This is a genomic window from Anaeromyxobacter diazotrophicus, assembly GCF_013340205.1.
Lineage (GTDB): Bacteria > Myxococcota > Myxococcia > Myxococcales > Anaeromyxobacteraceae > Anaeromyxobacter_A > Anaeromyxobacter_A diazotrophicus.
Map to the genome: position 1 here is coordinate 163434 of NZ_BJTG01000003.1, position 17501 is coordinate 180934.

Annotated in this window: 21 protein-coding genes; 15 read left to right on the forward strand and 6 right to left on the reverse strand. The window is 68.3% G+C overall.

Going from position 1 to position 17501, the window contains the following annotated elements:
• Positions 1 to 13 precede the first annotated feature (13 nt).
• Positions 14 to 295, forward strand: a complete 282-nt coding sequence (ppnP, locus tag HWY08_RS06710; RefSeq protein WP_176064094.1) for a pyrimidine/purine nucleoside phosphorylase — start codon at positions 14 to 16, stop codon at positions 293 to 295.
• Positions 296 to 496: 201 nt separating this feature from the next.
• Positions 497 to 1030, forward strand: a complete 534-nt coding sequence (locus HWY08_RS06715) for an O-acetyl-ADP-ribose deacetylase (protein ID WP_176064095.1) — start codon at positions 497 to 499, stop codon at positions 1028 to 1030.
• A 123-nt stretch (positions 1031 to 1153) separates the two neighbouring features.
• On the opposite strand, the gene HWY08_RS06720 is transcribed toward HWY08_RS06715, so the two are convergent.
• A complete protein-coding gene (locus HWY08_RS06720) occupies positions 1154 to 1486 on the reverse strand; it encodes a DUF2779 domain-containing protein (protein WP_176064096.1) in 333 nt (110 codons plus the stop codon).
• Between the two features lie 467 nt (positions 1487 to 1953).
• On the opposite strand from HWY08_RS06720, the gene HWY08_RS22015 reads away from it, so the two are divergent.
• Positions 1954 to 2088 carry a hypothetical protein gene (locus HWY08_RS22015; protein WP_255499570.1) on the forward strand — a complete coding sequence of 45 codons (135 nt, stop codon included), beginning with the start codon at positions 1954 to 1956 and terminating at the stop codon, positions 2086 to 2088.
• Between the two features lie 268 nt (positions 2089 to 2356).
• Here HWY08_RS22015 and HWY08_RS06725 read toward each other — a convergent pair whose 3' ends face one another.
• The gene (locus HWY08_RS06725) at positions 2357 to 3076 is read right to left on the reverse strand and encodes a hypothetical protein (protein ID WP_176064097.1); all 720 of its coding nucleotides are present in this window, start codon (positions 3074 to 3076) and stop codon (positions 2357 to 2359) included.
• A 169-nt stretch (positions 3077 to 3245) separates the two neighbouring features.
• Between HWY08_RS06725 and HWY08_RS06730 the strand changes: the two genes are divergently transcribed.
• From HWY08_RS06730 to HWY08_RS06740, 3 genes are all read left to right on the forward strand, one after another.
• A complete protein-coding gene (locus HWY08_RS06730; protein ID WP_176064098.1) occupies positions 3246 to 3818 on the forward strand; it encodes a TetR/AcrR family transcriptional regulator in 573 nt (190 codons plus the stop codon).
• 53 nt (positions 3819 to 3871) lie between these two features.
• The gene (locus HWY08_RS06735; RefSeq protein WP_176064099.1) at positions 3872 to 4786 is read left to right on the forward strand and encodes an oxidoreductase; all 915 of its coding nucleotides are present in this window, start codon (positions 3872 to 3874) and stop codon (positions 4784 to 4786) included.
• A 71-nt stretch (positions 4787 to 4857) separates the two neighbouring features.
• The gene (locus HWY08_RS06740) at positions 4858 to 6039 is read left to right on the forward strand and encodes an MBL fold metallo-hydrolase (protein WP_176064100.1); all 1182 of its coding nucleotides are present in this window, start codon (positions 4858 to 4860) and stop codon (positions 6037 to 6039) included.
• 2 nt (positions 6040 to 6041) lie between these two features.
• Here HWY08_RS06740 and HWY08_RS06745 read toward each other — a convergent pair whose 3' ends face one another.
• Positions 6042 to 6506 (reverse strand): DUF8821 family protein, encoded by a 465-nt coding sequence (locus tag HWY08_RS06745; RefSeq protein WP_176064101.1) that lies wholly within the window; start codon positions 6504 to 6506, stop codon positions 6042 to 6044.
• 152 nt (positions 6507 to 6658) lie between these two features.
• On the opposite strand from HWY08_RS06745, the gene HWY08_RS06750 reads away from it, so the two are divergent.
• From HWY08_RS06750 to HWY08_RS06775, 6 genes are all read left to right on the forward strand, one after another.
• Positions 6659 to 8167, forward strand: coding sequence for an RNB domain-containing ribonuclease (locus HWY08_RS06750; RefSeq protein ID WP_176064102.1), 1509 nt, complete (start codon positions 6659 to 6661; stop codon positions 8165 to 8167).
• Positions 8168 to 8178: 11 nt separating this feature from the next.
• Positions 8179 to 8994 (forward strand): LOG family protein, encoded by an 816-nt coding sequence (locus HWY08_RS06755; protein WP_176064103.1) that lies wholly within the window; start codon positions 8179 to 8181, stop codon positions 8992 to 8994.
• Between the two features lie 252 nt (positions 8995 to 9246).
• Complete coding sequence (locus HWY08_RS22020; protein ID WP_176064104.1) at positions 9247 to 9456, forward strand: helix-turn-helix domain-containing protein; 210 nt, start codon at positions 9247 to 9249, stop codon at positions 9454 to 9456.
• A gap of 88 nt (positions 9457 to 9544) precedes the next feature.
• Positions 9545 to 10036: a hypothetical protein gene (locus HWY08_RS06765; protein WP_176064105.1), complete on the forward strand. Its 492-nt coding sequence runs from the start codon at positions 9545 to 9547 to the stop codon at positions 10034 to 10036.
• Positions 10037 to 10107: 71 nt separating this feature from the next.
• Positions 10108 to 10737 carry a hypothetical protein gene (locus HWY08_RS06770; protein ID WP_176064106.1) on the forward strand — a complete coding sequence of 210 codons (630 nt, stop codon included), beginning with the start codon at positions 10108 to 10110 and terminating at the stop codon, positions 10735 to 10737.
• Between the two features lie 240 nt (positions 10738 to 10977).
• Positions 10978 to 11844, forward strand: a complete 867-nt coding sequence (locus HWY08_RS06775; RefSeq protein ID WP_176064107.1) for a phage exclusion protein Lit family protein — start codon at positions 10978 to 10980, stop codon at positions 11842 to 11844.
• Between the two features lie 143 nt (positions 11845 to 11987).
• On the opposite strand, the gene HWY08_RS06780 is transcribed toward HWY08_RS06775, so the two are convergent.
• Entirely contained in the window at positions 11988 to 12176 is a 189-nt protein-coding gene (locus HWY08_RS06780) for a hypothetical protein (protein WP_176064108.1), read from the reverse strand.
• Between the two features lie 38 nt (positions 12177 to 12214).
• Positions 12215 to 12709 carry an HNH endonuclease gene (locus tag HWY08_RS06785; RefSeq protein WP_176064109.1) on the reverse strand — a complete coding sequence of 165 codons (495 nt, stop codon included), beginning with the start codon at positions 12707 to 12709 and terminating at the stop codon, positions 12215 to 12217.
• Between the two features lie 79 nt (positions 12710 to 12788).
• Here HWY08_RS06785 and HWY08_RS06790 point away from each other — a divergent pair, with 79 nt between their 5' ends.
• Positions 12789 to 13391: a hypothetical protein gene (locus tag HWY08_RS06790; RefSeq protein WP_176064110.1), complete on the forward strand. Its 603-nt coding sequence runs from the start codon at positions 12789 to 12791 to the stop codon at positions 13389 to 13391.
• Here HWY08_RS06790 and HWY08_RS06795 read toward each other — a convergent pair.
• The gene (locus HWY08_RS06795) at positions 13388 to 13786 is read right to left on the reverse strand and encodes a hypothetical protein (protein ID WP_176064111.1); all 399 of its coding nucleotides are present in this window, start codon (positions 13784 to 13786) and stop codon (positions 13388 to 13390) included. The genes HWY08_RS06790 and HWY08_RS06795 overlap by 4 nt on opposite strands.
• Positions 13787 to 14102: 316 nt before the next feature.
• Between HWY08_RS06795 and HWY08_RS06800 the strand changes: the two genes are divergently transcribed.
• Together HWY08_RS06800 and HWY08_RS06805 are read left to right on the forward strand one after the other, a co-directional pair.
• Positions 14103 to 14954: a HamA C-terminal domain-containing protein gene (locus HWY08_RS06800; protein ID WP_176064112.1), complete on the forward strand. Its 852-nt coding sequence runs from the start codon at positions 14103 to 14105 to the stop codon at positions 14952 to 14954.
• A 14-nt stretch (positions 14955 to 14968) separates the two neighbouring features.
• Positions 14969 to 17497: a DEAD/DEAH box helicase gene (locus HWY08_RS06805; protein WP_176064113.1), complete on the forward strand. Its 2529-nt coding sequence runs from the start codon at positions 14969 to 14971 to the stop codon at positions 17495 to 17497.
• Positions 17498 to 17501 lie beyond the last annotated feature (4 nt).

A 17501-nucleotide genomic window follows, 5' to 3' on the forward strand; every position in this document is an offset into this window, starting at 1 on the left:
CTTCGATGTGGTCATGCTCGCGCACAAGACGTACTTCGAGGGGAAGGTCCAGAGCGTCGGCTTCGAGCGGAACGGGCGCCGCGCGACCGTAGGCGTCGTCGACGCCGGGGAGTTCCACTTCGGCACGGAGGCGGCGGAGCGGATGACGGTCGTCTCGGGCGAGCTCTGGGCGAAGCTGCCCGGGGAGAGCGCCTGGCGCGCGTTCCCGGCCGGCACGACGTTCGAGGTCCCCGCGAAGAGCGGGTTCGACGTGAAGGCCTCGGTGCCCGCCGCTTACCTCTGCGAGTTCCTGTAGCTAGATCGGCTTCGAGCGCTGGGTCAACGACCGGGAGCCGCGCGATCTGGCGGGGCACATCCGCGCGGCGGTAGATGCGCTCCGGACGGTCGTTCGCCTGGATCCTCGGCCGCAACAAGTGACCGCCCGGCGCGGCGGAAGCCGCGGTGGAGCCGCCGGTCCATGGTGGCGACGGTCTCCCAGTCCCGATACGAACGCCCCATGGCGACCTACGCCCGCGCACGGATCGAGACCTGGCTCGGCGACATCACGCAGCTCGAGGTGGACGCCATCGTGAACGCGGCCAACGCCAGCCTGCTGGGCGGGGGCGGCGTGGACGGCGCGATCCACGAGGCCGCAGGCCCGGGGTTGCTCGACGAGTGTCGTGGGCTGGGCGGTGCGCGCCCTGGCGAAGCGAAAGCGACCGGCGGATACGCGCTGCCGGCTCGGTACGTCATCCACACGGTAGGTCCCGTGTGGCACGGAGGCCACCAGGGGGAGGACGAGGTGCTGGCGCGCTGCTACCGCGAGAGCCTCAGGGTCGCATCGGGGCTGCGCCTCCGCTCGATCGCTTTCCCTGCCATCTCCACCGGAGCCTTTCGGTTCCCGCTCGAGCGAGCCACCGGCATCGCACTGACCGAGGCGCAGCGTGGGCTGGCGGCGCACCCGGATCTCCAGCGGATCGTCTTCTGCTGCTTCGGGCGCACCGATCTCGACGTGTACGATGCGGTCGCGCGGTCGCTCTTCGGGGAGTAGCGGGACGTTCTCCAGCGGGACGACGGCGCACTGGAGCGAGTGTGCGGCCGGCCCCGCGCTCCGAGGAGTGACGCGCGCCATCACGTCCCGACCGCCACAGCGACGACGCGGTCGAGCCGGTGGTCACGCGAGCCGCCGCAGCCCGTCCACCACCTCGACCATGGCGAGCGTGTCCTGGGCGCAGTAGGCCAGGAGCTGCTCCCGCAGCCGCGCCAGCTCCGCGCCCGAGGCGGCCTTCGGCCCGCCGAGCAGCAGGCCTTCGAGCACCGCCGAGGCGGTGCCGCCTTCGCCGATGGCGAGCCCGTCGTAGCTGAGGCCCGGCACGAGCGCAGGAGCGACGGCCTTCATGCTGAAGCTGCCACCAAACTTCGGGTGGTAGACGTGGTCGCGGACGATGGGCAGGAGATCGACGAGGCGCCCCGCGATGCGCAGGAGCGCCTTCCGCCGCGCCGGCACGTGCTTCGAGCGCCGCGAGCGCGTCGGCCAGCCCGGGCCCGACGACCGTCCGCCCCGACTTCACCGCGCGCACCTGCCGCGCGGCGATCGCCGGCAGCTCGGCGCCGTCCGGGATGTCGCGGATGAGCTCGACGCCCGCTGCGAGCAGCGCCTCGGCGCGCTTGCCGCCCTTGTAGAGCGTCGAGACGTGGTGCTCGGGCAGCTCGGTCCAGCACCGCGCCAGGAACGGGCACTCGTAGGGCTCGCCGCAGCTCGGGCCGGGGGCGACGTCCGGCAACGGCCCGTCGAGCGCGCGCGTCATCCGGCGCAGGTGCTCCGGGATCTCCGGCAGGAACGCCTCCGCCGCGGCGGTGACGTCCTCGCGCACGAAGAGGTTGGAGAGACCCGGGTGCCGGCAGCCGCGGTCGAGGTGCATCACCTCCGCGCGGTGCACGGCGAGGCCGGCCGCGCGCAGGACGTGGAGCTGGATGGCCACGTCGGGGATGAACTGCTCCTTCACGTCGAGGGTGGACTTCACCTCGACGAGCGCGTGGCCCCCGCGCCGGCGCTCGAGCACGTCCACCGCGACGAAGACGCCGTCCGCGCTGAAGCTCGCCTCGTAGATGGCGCGCGCGCCCGCGCCGAGCGCCGCCGCGGTGTCGGCCACCTTCTTCGCGGTCTCGAAGTACTCGCCGCCGATGAGCACGCCGCCCGGGAACTCGGCCTGAGCGAGCTCGCCCACGCGGTGCCCGCGATCGAAGACCGCCTGGAGCGACGGCGGCGCGGCGAGCTCCGGCGCCTTCGGCTCGTGGACGCGCCACCAGAGCTGCTTCAGGCACTGGAGGCCGTAGCAGAAGCGCGACTTCGAGAGCGGGGTGGGGCCGCGCTGCGTCACGTGCGCCCCGCCTCGACCTCACCACGGTCGATCGAGCGGAGCAGCTTCGCCACGAGCGGCCAGAGCTCGCGGTCGGCCGGATCGACGCGCGCCTCCGGCATCGCGGCGAAGCCGGAGAGCGTGAGGAAGTGGTCGAGGGCGCGCCCCGCCTCGTCCTTCCAGCGCATCGCGCTCGCGGCCAGCGAGCTGGGGCCGAGGTACGCGACGAGGATGGGCGGCGACGCCTGGTCCGGCGCCGGCAGGCTCGCCTTCAGGGTCGCGTACTTGGCCTTCGGCGCCGAGGGACGCGAGCTGACGTACTGGAGGTCCTCCAGCAGGCGGCCCATGCCCCGCTCGCGAGCGACCAGGTACAGCGCCGCCTGGTCCCCGTCGAACGACCTCGCGTCGGTCTTGAGCTCGAGGAACACCCACGCCGGCCCTCCGGTGGCCCGGTCGAGGCGAAGCAGGTAGTCCACGTTGACCGTGAGCGCCCTGCGCTTCTCCTCGGGGAGCGCCGGCTGGACCGGGACCTGGCACTTCTTCGAAGGCCGCAGCGAGGCGAGGAGGGGGAACTCGGGCGCGAGGAGCTTCGCCGTCCCGCCGAGCTGGGCCCCCACGAACGCCTCGAGGAACGGCGTGAGGAAGATGTCGATGCGCCGCTCGAGCTGGTACTTCGGAAAGCCGGACCAGTCGGCGAGCCGCTGCATGATGGCGGTGAGCGAGTGCTCGAGGCTCATGCGCGGAGCGTAGCAAGTCGGACGGGCACCCGGTGTCGCGGGACGCGTGGCGACATGATCCCGCCGGGCAGGCGGAGTTCAAGGTGCGGGCGCAGGCGGTCCGGCGAACTTGCGCCGCCCGGGGCGCCCGCTTATAGTTGAGTACGTACTCACGCACCTCTCCACGCTCATGGCCCGCCCGCTCAGCGACGAAAAGCGAAGCGCCCTCCTCGCGGCAGCGATCGACCTCTTCTCGGAGAACGGGATCGACGCGACGCCGACGGCGGCCATCTCGAAGGCGGCGGGCGTCGCCGAGGGCTCGCTCTTCACCTACTTCAGATCCAAGGACGGCCTCGTCAACGCGCTCTACCTCGAGCTCAAGGCCGAGCTGGCGCAGGTGCTCATGCAGGGCTTTCCGCGCGACGGCTCGATCGCGAAGAAGCTGAAGCACCTGTGGGATCGCCACGTCGCCTGGTGCGCCGCGTCCCCGGAGAAGCTGAAGGCGCTGGACCGGCTGCTCCTCTCGAATCGCCTCGACGCCGCGTCGCGCGCGCAGGGCGCCGAGCCGTTCCGCGAGCTCGACGACGCCGTGCAGCGGGCGGTGGAGGACGGGACGCTGCGCGACCTCTCGCTGCCGTTCCTCCACCAGATCTTCGCGGCCATGGTGACGGCCACGCTGCAGATGATGGCGGCCGATCCGGCCGGGGCCGCGAGGTACCGCCGCGAGGGGTTCGAGATCCTCTGGAACGCCGTGCGGCGGTGAGTTTTGTGCGTAACTCATGAGCGCGTGCTCACGCAACAAACGGAGGTGAGATCATGGAACCCTGGAGCTTCGCCGACATCCCCGATCAGTCCGGCCGCACGGCGCTCGTCACCGGCGCGAACGCCGGCATCGGGCTCGAGACCGCCCGCATGCTCGCGCTGAAGGGCGCGGACGTGGTGCTCGCCTGCCGCAACCTCGAGAAGGGGAGGGCCGCGGTCGAGCGCGTCCAGTCCGCACGCCCCCGCGGCAGCGCGACGCTCGCCGCCCTCGACCTGTCGGATCTCGACTCGGTGGCGGCGTTCGCGGCGAGCTTCGCCGCCTCGCACGAGCGCCTCGACCTCCTCGTCGCGAACGCGGGCGTCATGGTGCCGCCCTTCGGGCGCACGAAGCAGGGGTTCGAGCTGCAGCTCGGCACGAACCACCTCGGCCACTTCGCGCTGGTGGCGCGCCTGCTGCCGCTCGTGCTGCGCACGGCCGGCGCGCGGATCGTCGTGGTCTCGAGCACCGCCCAGAACTTCGGCCGGATCGACCGGGACGACCTGAACTGGGAGCGCCGCCCGTACCGGCCGTGGGCCGCCTACGGCCAGAGCAAGCTCGCGAACCAGCTCTTCGCGCTCGAGCTGCACCGGCGGCTGTCGGCGGCCGGGTCCCAGGTGCGCGTCACCTCCGCCCACCCCGGCTACACGGCCACCGACCTGCAGCGCACCTCGCCCGTCGCGCGCCTGTTCAACCCGATCTTCGGCATGAAGCCGCCGGACGGCGCGCTCCCGACGCTCCGGGCCGCGACCGATCCCGCGGCCGCGAGCGGCAGCTACTGGGGCCCGCGCGGCCTCTTCGAGCTGCGCGGCCCGCCCGCCCCGGCGCGCATCTCGGCGGCCGCGCAGGACCGGGCGACTGCGGCGTGGCTCTGGGGCGAGAGCGAGAAGCTCACGGGCGTGGCGTTCGAGCTCGCGCCGGCCGCGGCGTGACCGAGCCGGCCGTGAACCCCCGCCGCGCGCCGCGGGGCTGGAAGTCGACCCGGTGCTGGTTGGGAGCCCTCATGTCACTCTGTGTCGCAGGATACGCCGTCGACCGCGGCGCCGCCTTCGGCGCCAGCCCGGAGGGCGCGCGGCGCGCCCGGATGGAGCACTCGCCGCAGTGGAAGGGGGGTCGGTTCGAGAACCCACAGCCGCTCCACGACGACCTGTGGGGCGCGCTGCGCGACATCACCTTCCGCGGGAGCGCCCACCGCACGCCGAAGGGACCCGTCCCCGTGGAGGCGCTGGACCCGAAGCGCTTCCTCACCGCGCCGCACGGCGGGCTGCGCGTCACCTGGCTCGGCCACTCGACCCTGCTCGTCGAGCTGGATGGGCGCCGCGTGCTGGTGGACCCGGTCTGGGGCGAGCGGGCCTCCCCGGTCTCGTGGATGGGGCCCAGGCGCTTCTACGCCCCGCTCCTTCCGCTCGATCAGGTGCCGGCGGTGGACGCGGTGGTCATCTCGCACGACCACTACGACCACCTCGACGAGCCGACCATCCGCGCCATGCGCTCCTGGAGCACGGCCTTCGTCGTGCCGCTCGGGGTGGGCGCCCACCTCGCGGCCTGGGGCGTGCCGGAGGCGCGCATCGTGGAGCTCGACTGGTGGGAGTCGGCCCGGCTCGGCGATCTCGAGATCGTCGCGACGCCCGCGCGCCACGCCTCGGGTCGGTCACTCCTCTCGGGCCGGAACGCGACGCTCTGGGCCGGCTTCGCGCTCGTCGGGCCGCGCCACCGCGTCTACTACTCGGGCGACACCGGCTTCTTCCCCGGCTTCGCCGACATCGGGCGCCGCCTCGGGCCCTTCGACCTGGCCATGATCGAGGCGGGCGCCTACGGCCGGTCGTGGCCGGACTGGCACCTGGGCCCGGAGCAGGCCGTGCGAGCGGCGGAGCTCGTGCGGGCGAAGGTGCTCCTCCCGGTGCACTGGGCGCTCTTCAACCTCGCCTACCACGGGTGGACCGAGCCCGCGGAGCGCGTCCTCGCCGCGGCGCGCGGGGCGGAGCTGCGCGTGACCCTCCCGAGACCCGGCCAGAGCGTCGAGCCGGACGCCCTGCCGGCGCTCGCGCGCTGGTGGCCCGAGGCGCCCTGGAAGACGGCCGAGGAGGATCCCATCGTCCCCACCGGGCTGGGCGGCGGCGGCGCGGTCTCGCTCGGCCCTTCATCTTCCGCGGAGCCGGGAGCGCGCCGCGGCGTGGGCCCTTGACCTCAGTACTCGCCTTTGATCACGAAGAACGAGCCGCGGATGGTGCCAGCGAGCTTCGACTTCTGCTTCGCGAATTTGAAGCGCGGCGCGAGCTCGGGCGGGACTTCCATCCCGTCGGAGAGCTTGAAGCCGACGGCGCGCTTCTTCTCGTCGTCGAGCGTGTACATCACGTTGATCGAGAGCCCGCTCTCGTAGAACACGTACGCGAAGCGGATGCCCTCGACCTGAAATTCCGTCGCCTCGAGTGGGCGGGACTGAATGACGAGGTCGCGCTCCTGCTTCAGAATCCGATGCACCCAGCCGATCGTCTTCTGAGCGTTCTCCGCGCGCTCGACCACGAAGACGTGGTCGTACTTGTTCTTGAAGTAGCGGGCCTCGTTGGCACGCAAGCCCGCGAGCGCGACGGCCACCGGTGACGACTCGAGCCCGATGGGGGATACGTTCGTGAAGTCCACCTCGTAGGCCATGTCCGCGATCTACCCTGGGGCGAACCAGAAGGCGAGTGCGTGTCGTTCGAAGTCGCCGCGAAGCGCAGCGCTCGCGTGCTCCGCCACTACCGAGTCAGTACTCCGCGCCGTTCGATGGGTGCGTTGCGGAAGTGCCGTTATCACTCCCGCCCATGGACGATCGCCAGGGCCCCGCCCTCGACCCGCGCTCCAGCCCGGCGCGGGACCCCCGCTCCAACCGCGGCACCCTCCAGTTCATCGCCCGTCAGGCGATGATCGACCACGGCCTCGAGCCGGAGCCCCCGCCAGCCGCGCTGGAGCAGGCGCGCACCGCCGAGCCAGCCCGCGGCGCCGGCGTCGGCGTCCGGGACCTCCGGGGCCTCCTCTGGTCCTCGATCGACAACGACGACTCGATGGACCTGGACCAGATCGAGGTGGCCGAGCGGCTCCCCGGCGGCGCGGTCAAGGTCCTCATCGGCATCGCCGACGTCGACGCGCTGGTGCCGCGCGGCTCCCCGGTCGACCGGCACGCCGAGACCAACACCACCTCGGTGTACGCGGCGGGCCGCGTCTACCCGATGCTGCCCGAGCGGTTCTCCGCCGACCTCACCTCCCTCGGCCCGGACGTCGATCGGCTCGCGGTGGTCAGCGAGCTCACGGTGACGCCCCGGGGCGAGATCACCGGCGCGGCCTTCTACCGGGCGCTGGTCCGCAACCGCTGCAAGCTGGCCTACCGCGCAGTGGCCGCCTGGCTCGACGGGAAGGCGGAGCTGCCGCCCGCCCTGGCGAAGGTCCCGGGCGTCGCCGAGCAGGTGAAGCTCCAGGACCAGGTGGCCGACGCGCTCCGCGCGGTGCGGCGCGATCAGGGCGCGCTGACGCTCCGGACCATCCAGAGCCACGCCGTGTTCGACGGCGACGCGCTGCGGGACCTCGTGGCCGACGACACCGACCAGGCCAAGGCGCTCATCGAGGACTTCATGATCGCCGCCAACGGCGCCGTGGCCCGCTTCCTCGAGGCGAAGGGCTTCGCGACCATGCGGCGGGTGGTCAAGGTGCCGAAGTCCTGGGACCGGCTCGTGGCCCTGGCCGCCGAGCACGGCTTCACGCTCCCGGCCCAGGCCGACCCGCGGCCGCTCAACGCCTTCCTCGCGGAGCAGCAGCGCACCGACCCGCTCCGCTTCCCCGACCTCTCGCTCGCCGTGGTGAAGCTCATCGGGCCCGGGGAGTACGACGTCCACGTCCCCGGGCAGCCGCCCCCTGGCCACTTCGGCCTCGCGGTGCGCGACTACGCCCACTCCACGGCACCCAACCGACGCTATCCCGACATCGTCACCCAGCGGCTGCTCAAGGCGGCCATCGAAGGGCGCCCGTCGCCGTACGCGCTCGACGAGCTGCGCGCGCTGGCCGAGCACTGCACCGCGCAGGAGGACGAGGCCGCCAAGGTGGAGCGCCAGGTGGGCAAGTCGGCGGCGGCCATGCTGCTCCAGGGGCGGACCGGCCAGACGTTCGACGCCATCGTCACCGGCGCCTCGGAGAAGGGGACCTGGGTCCGCATCGCAGCGCCGCCGGTCGAGGGCAAGGTCGTGCGGAACGAACGCGGGCTCCAGGTCGGGCAGCGGGTGCGGGTGCGGCTGGCCCGGGCCGACGTGGCCCGCGGCTTCATCGACTTCGCCCGCGTGTGAGGGGGTACGCGATGGACCCGACCGATCCGACCACTCCGCCCATCCCGCCCGCCGAGCCCGCCCCAGTCCCTTCGCCGCCGCTCGCCTACCTCGATCCGGCCTTCGTGAACGGGGACGACGGCCGCGCGCTCCGCATCCTCGCGGAGTACCTCCAGCCGCTGGAGCGCTTCCGCGAGGCGGGCGTCCAGGACACGGTGGTCTTCTTCGGCTCGGCTCGCCTCGGGCCGGACGGGCCGCTCGGCCGCTACTACCAGGCGGCTCGCGAGCTCGCCATGCTGGTGACCCGCTGGTCGAAGGCGCTTCAGCCGGGCTCCCACCGCTACGTGGTGTGCTCCGGCGGCGGCCCCGGTATCATGGAGGCCGCCAACCGCGGCGCCTCGGAGGCGGGCGGACTCTCCATCGGGCTGAACATCAGCCTGCCCTTCGAGCAGCGCCCCAACCGCTACTCCACGCACCGGCTCAGCCTGGAGTTCCACTACTTCTTCATGCGGAAGCTGTGGTTCGCGCACCTGGCCCGGGCCCTGGTGGCCTTCCCCGGCGGCTTCGGCACGCTGGACGAGCTGTTCGAGATCCTCACCCTGGCGCAGACCCGCAAGCTGGAACGGCGGATCCCGGTCATCCTCTTCGGCCGGTCCTACTGGGAGGAGGTGCTCGACTTCGAGGCGCTGGTGCGGCATGGCACCGTGGCGCGGGAGGACCTGGAGCTGTTCAAGTACGCCGAGGAGCCGGTTGAGGCGCTCAGGCTGATCCAGGAGGGCATTGCGCCGGACGGCGCGGGCCGGGCGCCGTCGATCGCGCGGTCGCGGACCCAGCGTAGGGCACGGTGAGGGGCGGGTGGGGTCCTGCACGCGTGGCCTCAGTGCCTGGGCCCTAAACCAGAGCCAAGTCGAGTGAGGCCTTCGTGTTCTGGCGCGCCCTAGAAGTGTGAACCTCTGGCCTTCGGGTTCGTAGTCCAAACTCTGGCCAATCCGGGGCGTATCAGCCGTTGCCAATCCTTCGCAACCACTCGAAATCTCAAAAGGTGGGGATCCCAGCCGTCACAGCCGTTCACGGGGTTTCGCAGGCAGTTTGTTACACCCTTGTTACAGGGGAAACGGCGGAAAGCCGGCGTCGCGCCGAGGCTTCTCAGCGTTCGTGAGGCTGCGGAGGCCCTCTCTGTCAGTCCCGCAACGGTGTATGCGCTCTGCAAACGAGGAGAAATGCCCCACGTCCGCGTTTCGAACGCGATCCGGATTCCAGCGCTCGTGCTCGAGCGAGTTCGCGCGAAGGCCCGGCCGCTGCGCGATTAGCCCGTGAGGCGGTGCCGACGGCGCGCGGATGCGCGCTCGAGTCTCTGCTCATCTTCCCGCTCGGGACTGGGCGGTGTATGGCTGGCTGATGAAGACGCTCACGGAGCTCAGTGGTTCTGTGATTCGAGTGGCTGCCGCAGCGGTCGCGGAGGCGATGCGCTCGCACCCGACCGGTGAACCGCCAGAGGCGTCGCCGCACTCCGCGGAGGAAGCGACCGGTCAGGGGACCTGCCGAGACGTCGGATGCCGCCGTCGACACCGCCAACGTGACGCGCCCGCCCTCGACGCCCGCGCGGCGGGGGCAGAGCGCCTTGCCAAGGAGGTCATCGAAGCGGCGGTCGCGAAGGCGACTGGTTTATCGGGCGACCGGCTCGCGATGCTCCATGGAGCCGTCGAGGCGGCAGGACTACGGATCGACGACGTGCGCCTCGTTCGCGTGTTCGGGGACGAGGCGCAGGTGCCCGGCGCGACGAAGGCGATTCACGCCTCGATCGCGTCGCGCAGCACGGCGCTCGCGTCCGGCCGCAGGGAGCCGCTCTCGCGATCCGGTTGGCGCCTCCTCGCGGAGCGCTCGATCTGACGCGAACGAGGAGCCGACCGCTCCTACTGTTTCGTCTCGCCCGCGTTCGTCCCCAGTGCTACCGTCACGGCGTGGATTCAGCTGCGGTTCCTGCATGGCTTCAGGTGTTCGTTGCGATCGCGGCCCTGCTGTCCGCGATCGGAACAGTCGCTGCGGGCGGAGCTGCAGTTGTTGCGCTGATCACATGGCAGCATCAGCGGCGCAGTGACCGCCGCAGCGACGTCGCTGTGCGAGCACTGGCGGCGTTGCACACCTGCTGCGAGTTGGTGGAGCGACTCCTGACGGTCTCTGAACTCTACGACTCCGAGGGGCTCGACTACGCGACAAGGCTGCCCAGCGTCATCGAGGAATATGACGCCATGCTCAGGCCCGTTGAGAAGGAACTTGAGCTGAGAGGCGTCGAACTTCGATTGCTCCGCGTGAGCGACGCTGGCGTGCTTATGGCGACGCGTGACTGTTCGCAGGAGGTCTACATCAACCTTCGCCAGTACTGCACGCAGCTCGACGACCTGAAGGACCTGGGGCTCATTCCTGAGCCAGCGCGACGCGATCTCAAGCGCGCGAGAGAACGTGCTGCGAGTTTCGAAGGTCTGCGCGCAAGAGCGGACCACGTCCTTGGCCCGGTTGCCCGGTACGAAGAAACGAGCCCTGTCGTGCTTTGGTGGCGCCGGATGCAAGAGGAGATCAAGAAAGGGCCGTAGTGCGGGAGTTCCTCCCGATCCTCGCCGCGGTTCGCACAGAGCCGCGGGATCACCTCGAAGCGCGCGCAGCCCGCGTCCGGAAAATAATGGATGCCGATGACGCTCGACCTTAAGCGACGCGGCGCGATCGGCTTCTTCCTGTGGGTAAGATGCTCGTGGCTCTTGTCGAGGACGAGATCCTGCGCCCAATAATCAGGTATGCGTATGCGGTGTCACATAGAGGTAGGCGTCTCGCCCGTCTTGGCGCTCGGGAGGGATGTCGCGCGCTCGATCATCCTCGTTGCGCCTGAGCGCGTCGAGCAGGTGCGAGCTCTCGTTCAGGACCTGACCCTGATCATCTCGAACGATGGCGCACCACGCTGTTCGATAGACCCAAAGGGCAAGACCATCACGGTGTCACGCAAAATGCTTGAGCACCTATGGTGTACGGCGCTGGCCTACTGGGTTCTCTACTCGCGCCATCTCGCGGGAAGAACGGTAACGAAGCGCGAGGAGCTGGATCTTACGGCAGATAAGCAGACGTATGCCGCCATGAAGCTGCTAAAATGGTCGATCGATACCGTCATCCGCTCAGTCGATAAGCCATGGCCTGAGGGGCTATATAGGCCCTGCGTTAATCCGGACCACGGATCTGAGGTTCATGTTGCAAACGAGCTGCTCTTTACCGCGGTCGCGTTCTTGCTGCATCACGAGCTGAGTCACTATCGTCTTGCCCATTCGGCCGGAACGGAACGTGTCGATACGATCGACCAAGAGCGCGATGCCGACTACGAAGCGGCCAACTGGATGCTTGGTGCGTGCCGTGGCGAAGTGTTAGTTAAGCGCTCGATCGGGGTCGCTACTGCATTCATGGCGATGGTTGCCCTCGATATTCACGCCCGTCGGTACGAGCCTGCACGGCACCCTCGGTCGATCGAGAGACTGATCAACACTCTCGACAGATATGTCACCGATCCGCACCACGTCGTGTGGGGGCTGACTGTCGGTTCTCTAAAGGTTCACCTTGATTTCATGAATGTGAAGGTCCACAACCGCGCCTTCGAAAGCGCGAGGCAGGCGGCAGAGGAGTACGCTGAGGTGCTCTCCCGTCAGCCGGCGTCGGATTAAGAGCATCTAACAAAACGAGTTTAGCCATCGCGCCGAGAGTAGCGCGCGAGGTCGCCAAACGGCGCTTCCCGAGACGGTCCTCCGGTCCGTGCCGGGCGGCGCGCCCATGGGCACAGGCAGCGGCCGGGAGCCCGTCTCGCGGGCTACTCGCCGTCCCCGAGCTTCCGGAGCGCGGCGAGGAACGCGCCCGCCTCGGCATCGCGGCACGTCGGGCACCCGCCCGCGCCGTAGACCTTCACCTCGTCCAGCCGCTTCGCGAGCAGACGGATGATCTCGAGCACCGTCGCGCGGTCGAGCGCGGGCGGCGCGGCGCGCCGGTCCCAAGGATTCATGGCCGGTATATACTGAACCGATGAGCAGTTGGCAACGCTTACCGCCACCCGCGGTTCGGGAGGAGCCGGTCGGGCACGGCGATCCAGGCCAACGCCCGCTCCTTCGGCGTGGCATTCTGCATCTTCCGCTCCCAAGCGGCGACCCACCGCGGGGGAACGGGCCGGCCGTCGCGGCTTCGCCACTCGAATCGTGTCGGGCGGTGAGCTCGCGCGTGGCAACGGGCGCAGAGCGCCAGCAGGTTGTTCGGATCGAACGGGGCGCCGCCGTGCGAGAGCGGGATCACATGGTGGACCTGCTTGGCGAGCGCGCGGCACTTTCGGTTCTGCGGCAACCGGCCCTCGCACGTGAGTCCGACGCTCGCGAGATACTCGCGACGCACCTTTCGCCACGTCGCGCGCGGAATGGTCTTCTCGCGGATGCGGGACAGTTCCTTCCAACGCTCGTTCAGCCACGCCTCGTACTCTGGGGTCGCGCTAGGGGGCGCGGGGTGGGCCAACTCCCACTCCATGAACTCTGGGGGAAGCACGTTCATGCGACCGAAGGCTACGCGCTCACGGCGACGCCCGGCAATCCTCGATATTCGGCCACCAGTCCCTGATACGATCAGTGCCATGTCCTCCGACGCGATGGCGCCGCTACGCGACCCGACGCTCTCAAGCTACCGCGAGCAGTTGGTGGAGTACGTGTTCCTGTCCGAGCTTCTTCAGGACTGCTGGTTCCGGCGGCGGCAAAAAGTCGACGTGCTCCGCGCCGACGTGGACGGGGCAGGGTACGACCTCGTGCTCGACTGCCAGGGCGTGATCCGCCACGTCCAGCTCAAGAGCATGGTCGAGGGCGGGAAGCGGTCGCATGTCGACATCCAGCTCTCGCTCTGCTCGCAGGCGTCGGGAGCCGTCGTCATGGTCGTGCTCGAATCCGACCCGGCCCGGCTTGTCCGCCTCAGCTACCTCGCGCTGGGTGGCGCGCCGGGGAAGTCGCTCCCGGACATCTCCACGTTCAAGGTGACGAAGCACTCGAAGGGGAACGCCGAGGGCGTGAAGGCGGAGCGGCCGGGGCTGCGTTGCGTCCCGCTCTCCGGGTTCGCGCGCCTCTCTACGATGGCCGACCTCTCCGACTGGCTGTTCGGCCCGCCGAGGGCCGGATACGAGACCGCCCCTAGCGGCGACGAGGCCGAGGGGGCGGCGGAGGACGACGGCGAGGGCGAGGCGGCCTAGCCGACCTTGACGAGCCCGCGGCGGATGTCGCCGTGGAGGTAGCCCGGGTCCGCGTCGCGCCCGCGGCAGGCCTCGCGCCACTCGCCGACCGTCTTGGCGTTGAGGTAGAGCGCCCGCGTCCGGTAGGCGAGCGTGCCCGGGCGGCCGGGGACCTCCTTGAACAACACCGTCAGCTTGGCGTCATCGGGGATGACGTCGCGCTTTGCTTCCTTCGACTTCTTCGCCGCGGGCGCCTTCTTCGCCTCGGACGCGGCGGGGACGGCCGCGAGCTTCGCGGGCGGGGTTGGAGGCTCCCCGAGGAGCGGCGAGGCGGCGCGCGCCTTCACGGCGGCGGCCAGTTTCTCCTGCGTCTCCTTCGAGGACTTCTTGGCGGCCTGGGTCTTGGCGTTCGGCATTTCCACTCCGGTAGAGTGTAGCGTTGACTATTAGTCCGGTACGCACGCTCACCACTCTTAGGTAAAGTCGAAGCTTCTCGTGTCAGGGCCTCGGAAATTCACCAGAGTGCACCGATGCTTACCGTGGCCGAGGACACCGGTGGCGTTCAGGCAGGAACCTCGCGTGCCGCACTCGGCGTGATACATTTCGCAGGCGCATCATGTCGTACGGAGTCCGTGCCTGCGAGGTCGCATCGTGCCTGAGCCACACCCGCTTCTCGGTCTGCCTCGCCATATCCTTGCGTCACGGGAGGCATACGATGCGTGTGTCGCCTCGTTGCCTGAGGTCTTCCCGGTCGGCTCAGCGTCCGCTTCAGCGCAGTTTCACTACCTGAAGCTCGACGGAAACGGCCAGCCGAAGCTCGCCGCACTCGCCGAGTGTCTCGTCGACCACCTTGTCAACTACGCACTATCGGCGAAGCGTACCGCCGCCGCCGATTTCGCGGAGACCCGGGGGGCGCGCCAACGGCAGCACAGCCGGATCAACCGGGAAGCGCGTCGGCTCCTCCGAGAGTACCCGACCAGCGGCGAGAGCGGCGAACTGCTCCTGTACTTGATCCTGGAGGTTGTACTTGGGGCGCCGCAAGCAGTCGCGAAGATGGAGCTTAAGACAAATCCCCGCGTAGAAGTCCATGGGTCAGACGGAATTCATATGCGGTACGACGAGACTCTTGACTGCTTGGACGTGTTCTTCGGTGAATCCAAGCTTGAGCAGACCGTCTCCGGAGCCCTTCGCTCAGCGTTCCAGAGTATCGAGAATTTCCACGATCACGCGATGGCGCAGCACGAGTTTGGCCTCGTGACAAGTAACTTCAAGTACATGGATGAGCCGTTGCGGCAGGCTGTCGTTCGGTATCTCGATGGTCAGCAGTTACAAGCCTGCAGAGTCAATCACGCACTCCTGATCGGATATGACTCGCCCGATTATGCGACGTGCGTGGGTAACAGTTTTCGTGAAGCCGAGCAGGAGTTTCGACGCGTATATGCGGAGAGAGCGCCACGATGCGTCGAGCTGGCGATCGAGAGGCTTCGCGAGTTCAAGTACAGGCACTTGCGGTTCGAGGTATTCTTCATGCCCTTCACTACTGTCGAAGACTTTCGAGCGGCGTTCTATCGGGCCGTTGAATAGAAGGCAGGCAGACGGTGCCCGAGAACGCAGCCATCGTAGAACTGTTTGAGGAGTTGCTCGTTGCCGCTGCTTCGCGCCGACTCCCAGGAGAGGGCCCTGTTGTCGCGCTCCCTGCTCGTGACAAGTGCTCACGCTTGGTCGCGTATGCTTCCGAACTCGCCCTGTCATCGCTGCCGGCAAACCGCACCGCAGCATACGAAATCGCGACACGCCTGGTAGAGTTGCTCGATGACGACGACGTAATTGTCGCCACCGCCGACTTCCTTTTGTCGCGGCTCGGGAATTTCCCGGGGCGGGGCCTGCTGCGGGCCCGACATCCTGATCGGTCTCGGCCCTGGACGATCTCGCTCCTGCTCGAGCAAGTGGCTCGTGAGACGGAGAATTCGGTCGAGACGGGCGGCGGGCAATCAGAACTCGTGACGGACTTCCAGCGCGCCTTCGCCGATGCGCTGCGGGCACGAGCGGCGCTTAGCGTGTCCGCTCCGACGTCTGCGGGTAAGTCGTTCGTCCTCTCAATGGAAATCGTACGCCGCGTCATCGCTGGTGCCGGCAGCGGGCGGCGCGAGGTTGTCGTCTACATCGTTCCGACGCGCGCACTCATTCGCCAGCTCACGCTGAGGCTCGTGAAGCAATTCGCCGCGCACGAGCATCTGTCGATCCCAGTGCGAAATGTGCCGCTGCCTCCATCCGACCCGGAGAGCAGCATCGTATATGTACTGACTCAGGAGCGGCTGCTGACGCTGCTGGAGTCGCCGGAAGGCTGCCCGCCGATCACGATGCTGGTGGTCGATGAAGCTCAGGGTGTTCGAGATGGGGCACGAGGCATTCTGCTGCAGTCATCCATCGAGCAGACACTGAGTCGGTACCCGGAGGCCAGTGTAGTATTTGCGTCGCCGCTCACCTGCAATCCCGAATACCTGTTGGGACTTTTCGGTCGTGGCTCAGGCGCGCGCCTACTTGAAGAGCATTCGCCCGTGTCCCAGAACGTCTACCTCGTGTCTCCGGCGGACGGCGCTCCTGATGAAGTGATCGACGTCTCGCTGCTGCGCGGTTCGAAGCGCCTGCCGGTGGGCAGACGCACGCTCGACTTCCCGTATGGCGGTTCGGGCGTAGTAAAACGTCGCGCGCGATTCGCTGCGGCCGTCACCTCGGAGGCGGAAAGCACTCTCGTCTACTGTAATGGGCCGGCTGAGGCGGAGCGCGTTGCGCAGGAACTTGCAGAACTCCAGACGGCGTCTCGCGCCCTCAGTCCCGCGCTCGAAGAGTTCATCGAATTCATTCAGGATCACGTCCATCCGGAGTACCCGCTGATCCCGGTGTTGAAGCGCCGGGTCGCATTTCACTACGGAGACATGCCTGCTCTCGTGCGGTCTCGCGTTGAAGACCTGTTCGGCGATGGCACTATCCGTTACGTAGCTTGCACGAGCACGCTGCTGCAGGGAGTGAATCTACCGGCTCGGCACGTCGTTCTTGAGTCGCCGAGGCGCGGGTCCAATGAACCGATGGCGCGAGCCGACTTCCTGAACATGGCCGGGCGCGCGGGCAGACTATTCAAGGAATTCCACGGTGAAGTGTGGTGTCTCTCGCCGGAACGGTGGCGCGACCCGTGCTACGAAGGGGCAACGCTGCAGGAGATTCGGTCGGCTTTCGACGATGTGATCGCGTCGCATCCGAACGTCATGCTCGACGCGCTCGAAGGCTCCGCAAAGGGCGACGCGCGTGAGCTCGGCGAGGCCGCCGTGGGAAAGGCTTTCGCAGACTACACCTCACGCGGAGTGCCGATCCCGTTTCGCCTCGACATGGAGCCGCAGACCGTTGACGCGCTTGCCGCGGTTGACCGCAGGCTGTCCACGCTCGGCGTGCGACTCCCGCACAGCGTCATAGCGCGGAACGCCACGGTGATGCCTGACCGTCTACAGGCGTTGTATGACGACCTTGCGTCGCGTGACCTCGATGAGTGTCTGCCGCTCGTGCCTTACGAGGTCGGATGGTACGAGCGTCTCGAGTTCATCTTCACGCTGGTGGACGCAGTCTTGGATCGGCGCGCTGGTGAGCAGTACAAGTACCTAGCGTGGCTGGCAAGCCGATGGATTGTCGGAAAGCCTCTTTCCGATATTCTCGCGTCGCAGGTCGGGCGGAAGCGTAATGAGCCTCGATACAAGGGCAATGTAAGCGCGATCATTCGCGAGGTACTGAAGGACATAGAATACGAGGTGCGGTTCTCCTACGTCAGGAAGGTGAAGGCTTATTGCGATGTGCTGGGTCACGTGTTGGTGGAGAGGCAGCGACCTGCGGATGCCCACTCCATAACGCCGCTTGCGTTGTACTTGGAGTGTGGAACTCACGAGCCGGTCGTGATGGCGCTTCTCTCGGCAGGCTTGTCGCGGACTACGAGCCTGCTCGTGCGTGATGTGATTCGCGTGCCGGAAGACGCCACGACCGAAGACTGCATTCGCGAACTCAGAACGCTTTCGCTCGATCGCACAACGCTGCCTTCGATGTGTGCACGGGAAATCCGCGAGATGCTCGGGATTGACGCATGATGCT